Origin of the sequence: Zavarzinia sp., assembly GCF_041650655.1 — a bacterium.
In the GTDB taxonomy this organism is placed as follows: Bacteria; Pseudomonadota; Alphaproteobacteria; order Zavarziniales; family Zavarziniaceae; genus Zavarzinia.
Genome location: NZ_JBAZKR010000199.1, coordinates 1 through 3,700 on the forward strand (window position 1 = coordinate 1; position 3,700 = coordinate 3,700).

The 3,700-nt window shown below is 66.4% G+C and carries 4 protein-coding genes; 3 read left to right on the top strand and 1 reads right to left on the bottom strand.

Translation table 11 applies throughout. From position 1 onward, the window contains the following. From groL to WC493_RS22110, 3 genes are all read left to right on the top strand, one after another. The coding region (groL, locus tag WC493_RS22100) for a chaperonin GroEL (protein ID WP_373068598.1) at nucleotides 1–1,399 on the top strand (1,399 nt) is incomplete at its 5' end. Nucleotides 1,400–1,535: 136 nt separating this feature from the next. Beyond that, entirely contained in the window at nucleotides 1,536–2,108 is a 573-nt protein-coding gene (locus tag WC493_RS22105; protein WP_373068600.1) for a hypothetical protein, read from the top strand. An 88-nt stretch (nucleotides 2,109–2,196) separates the two neighbouring features. Further along, nucleotides 2,197–2,427 (top strand): hypothetical protein, encoded by a 231-nt coding sequence (locus WC493_RS22110; RefSeq protein WP_373068602.1) that lies wholly within the window; start codon nucleotides 2,197–2,199, stop codon nucleotides 2,425–2,427. 15 nt (nucleotides 2,428–2,442) lie between these two features. Here the strand turns inward: WC493_RS22110 and WC493_RS22115 are convergent. Further along, the coding region (locus tag WC493_RS22115; protein WP_373068604.1) for an EAL domain-containing protein at nucleotides 2,443–3,700 on the bottom strand (1,258 nt) is incomplete at its 5' end.

Genomic DNA, 3,700 nt, shown 5'->3' on the forward strand with positions numbered 1-3,700 from the left:
CAACGACATCGCCGGTGACGGCACCACCACCGCGACCGTGCTCGCCGCCGCCATCGTCCGCGAAGGCTGCAAGGGCGTTGCCGCCGGCATGAACCCGATGGACCTGAAGCGCGGCATCGACCTCGCGGTCGAGGCCGTCGTCGCCGACGTGAAGAAGCAGTCCAAGAAGATCTCCGGCTCGGCCGAGATCGCCCAGGTCGGCACCATCTCCGCCAACGGCGAGAAGGCCATCGGCGACATGATCGCCAAGGCCATGGAAAAGGTCGGCAAGGAAGGCGTGATCACGGTCGAAGAGGCCAAGGGCCTCGACACCGAACTCGACGTCGTCGAGGGTATGCAGTTCGACCGCGGCTACCTGTCGCCCTACTTCGTGACCAACGCGGAGAAGATGACGGTCGAGCTGGACAACCCCTACATCCTGCTGCACGAGAAGAAGCTCTCGGGCCTGCAGGCCATGCTGCCAGTGCTCGAAGCCGTGGTGCAGTCGGGCCGTCCGCTGCTGATCATCGCCGAAGACGTGGAAGGTGAGGCTCTCGCCACCCTCGTCGTCAACAAGCTCCGTGGCGGCCTCAAGGTCGCGGCCGTGAAGGCGCCGGGCTTCGGCGACCGCCGCAAGGCCATGCTGGAAGACATCGCCATCCTGACGGGTGGCCAGGTGATCTCCGAAGACCTGGGCATCAAGCTCGAGAACGTCAACCTGAAGATGCTCGGCCAGGCCAAGAAGGTCGTCATCGACAAGGAAAACACCACCCTCGTCGACGGCACCGGCAAGAAGGACCAGATCCAGGCCCGCGTCGGCCAGATCAAGGCCCAGATCGAAGAGACCTCGTCGGACTACGACCGCGAGAAGCTGCAGGAACGCCTGGCCAAGCTGGCCGGCGGCGTCGCGGTGATCAAGGTCGGCGGCTCGACCGAAGTCGAGGTGAAGGAGCGCAAGGACCGCGTCGACGACGCGCTTCATGCGACCCGCGCCGCGGTGGAAGAGGGCATCGTCCCGGGCGGCGGCTCGGCCCTGCTCTATGCCTCGCGCGTCCTGGACAAGGTCTCGGTCGGTAACGAGGACCAGCGCCACGGCGTCGACATCATCCGTCGTGCCCTGCTCTCTCCGGTGCGCCAGATCGCCGAGAACGCCGGCAAGGACGGCGCGGTGATCTCGGGCAAGCTCCTGGAAGGCAAGGACACGAAGCTCGGCTACGACGCCCAGAACGACGTCTTCACCGACATGGTCAAGGCCGGCATCATCGACCCGACCAAGGTCGTGCGTTGCGCCCTGCAGGATGCGGCTTCGGTCGCCGGCCTGCTGATCACCACGGAAGCGATGATCGCCGAGAAGCCCGAGAAGAAGGCGCCCCCGATGCCGGGCGGCGACATGGGCGGCATGGGCGGCATGGACTTCTGATCCAGCCGGACATTCGGTTCGAGGGACGGGGTCGGCGCCAGCCGGCCCCGTTTCTTTTTCGGCAACCGCCGGGCTCCGTCTGCATTGATCTATTGCGGGACCGTTGTGTCCCGGGAACGATCTCATGGGGTCTGTCATGACGCGCAATTGGCGCCATTTGGTTTCGGGTACCGCCCTGGCTCTGGTTCTCGCCGGCTCGCTGGCGGGCTGCGTCGAAACCTATGACGGCTATGACGGCTACGACACCTATGGCAACGGTGGCTATGGCGGCTATGGTGGGCCGGTCTATCGCGACGACCGCCGCGACGAAGACTGGCGCCAGCAGCAATGGCGCGAGCAGCAGCGCCGCGAGGAATGGCAGCGCCAGCAGGATCAGCAGCGCCAGCGCGAGCAATGGCAGCGCCAACAGGACCAACGCCAGCGCCAGGAGCAGCAGCGCCAGCAGGAACAGCAACGCCAGCGCCAGGAACAGCAGCGCCAGCAGGAACAGCAACGCCAGCGCCAGGAACAGCAGCGCCAGCAGGACCAGCAACGCCAGCACCAGGATCAGCAGCGCCAGGACCAGCAGCGCCAGGAGCAGCAGCGGCAACGCGAAGAGCAGCGGCGTCAGCAGCAACAGCAGAATCAGGACCAGGACCAGGACGGCGTCCCGTGGCCCGGCACGAATTCGCATCGCCAACCCTGGCAGGGTGACGGCAACGGCCGCTGAGTGCTTCGGCACGGACCTGCAACTAGCGACGCGGGTCCGTGTTTCTTCTGTATGGGCCGCGCGTTCGGCCCGTCCCAGGAGGGAAACGATGAGTTACGGCAAATTGATGCGTCGGATCGGTGGCTTCGCCTTGGCGGCCCTGCTCGGGGCCTCGCTCGCCGGCTGCGTCGTCTATCCGGATCGCTACGGTTACAGGGACGACGGCTACCATCGCCACCATCATGGTCGCGACGGTGGTCACGACCGCAACGACAGCGGTTACTACGGCGGTTCCTACGGCTATTACGGCGGCGCTTATGGCGGCGGCTGGCGCCGCTGATCCGCGGCCGGTGCCTCAGGCCGTGACCTGGGGCGCCAATTCCGGGAAGACGACTTCGATCGGTTGCGGCCGGGCCACGGTGTAGCCCTGGGCCATGTCGACGCCAATCTCGCGCAACATACACAGGGTCTCCTGATCCTCGACGAATTCGGCGATCGTGCGGGCACCGAACTTGTGCCCGAGGTCGTTGATCGATTCGACGATGGCGCGATCGACCGCGCTGTGGCGTAGCTGGCGGATGAAATTGCCGTCGATCTTCAGCTGATCGACCGGGAATTGCCGCAGGTAGGAGAAGGAGCTGAGGCCGGCCCCGAAGTCGTCCAGCGTCACACCGCAGCCGGCGGCGCGGGCTTCGGCGACGAAGGCGCTGGCGGCGTCCAGGTTGTCGATCAGGGCGGTTTCGGTGATCTCGAAATGCAGCCGTCCCGGCGCCATGCCCGATGCCGCCAGTTCCGCACTGACGAAGTCCCAGAGCCCGGGATCGTTGAGCGAATTGGCCGAGAGGTTGACGGCCAGGCCGCAGTCCTGGTCGATGCCTTCCGTCATGCGGCCGAGCCGGCGCAGCGTGTTGCGGATCACCCAGCGGTCGATCTCGCCCATCAGGTCATAGCGTTCGGCCGCCGGGATGAAGGCGCCGGGCAGCATGAGCTGACCCTGCTCGTCCTCGAGCCGCAGCAGGATCTCATAGTAACGCCGGCCGGCACACTTCGGCTGCAGGAATTCGATGCGCTGGGCGAACAGGCGGAAGCGGTCGGCCGCGATGGCGGGGCGGATGCTCGAAGCGACCTGGATGTCGCGGTGGTAACGCCTGGCGTCGCTCTCGTCCGGACGATAGGCCGAGATCCGGTTGCGCCCGCTGGCCTTGGCGGCATAGCAGGCGACGTCGGCACGGCTCATCAGCTCCCCGACCGGGATCGGCGTCGCCGGAATTTCCGCGATGCCGATGCTGGCGCTGACCCGGTAGTTGCGTTCGGACCAGCAGAAATCGATGGCGGCCAGGGCGGCGACCACCTGACGCGCTATTCCTTCCGCCTGCTCGATGTCGGAATCAGCCAGCAGAAGGGCGAATTCGTCGCCGCCCAGGCGGGCGATCATGTCGCCCTCGCGGGCCGCTCTGCGCAGGCAGTCGGCGACCTCGACCAGCAGGGCGTCGCCTGCGGCGTGGCCGGCGCTGTCGTTCAGGATCTTGAAACGGTCGAGATCGAGGAAGCAGAGGGCGAAGCGTCCGTCACCCGCCCCGACCCTCTCCGATACTTCGGCGAGACGGGTTTCG

Bases quoted from the DNA above. Each gene is read 5' to 3' on its own strand.
- WC493_RS22105 (WP_373068600.1), top strand. From the start codon at position 1,536: ATGACGCGCAATTGGCGCCATTTGGTTTCGGGTACCGCCCTGGCTCTG.
- WC493_RS22110 (WP_373068602.1), top strand. From the start codon at position 2,197: ATGAGTTACGGCAAATTGATGCGTCGGATCGGTGGCTTCGCCTTGGCG.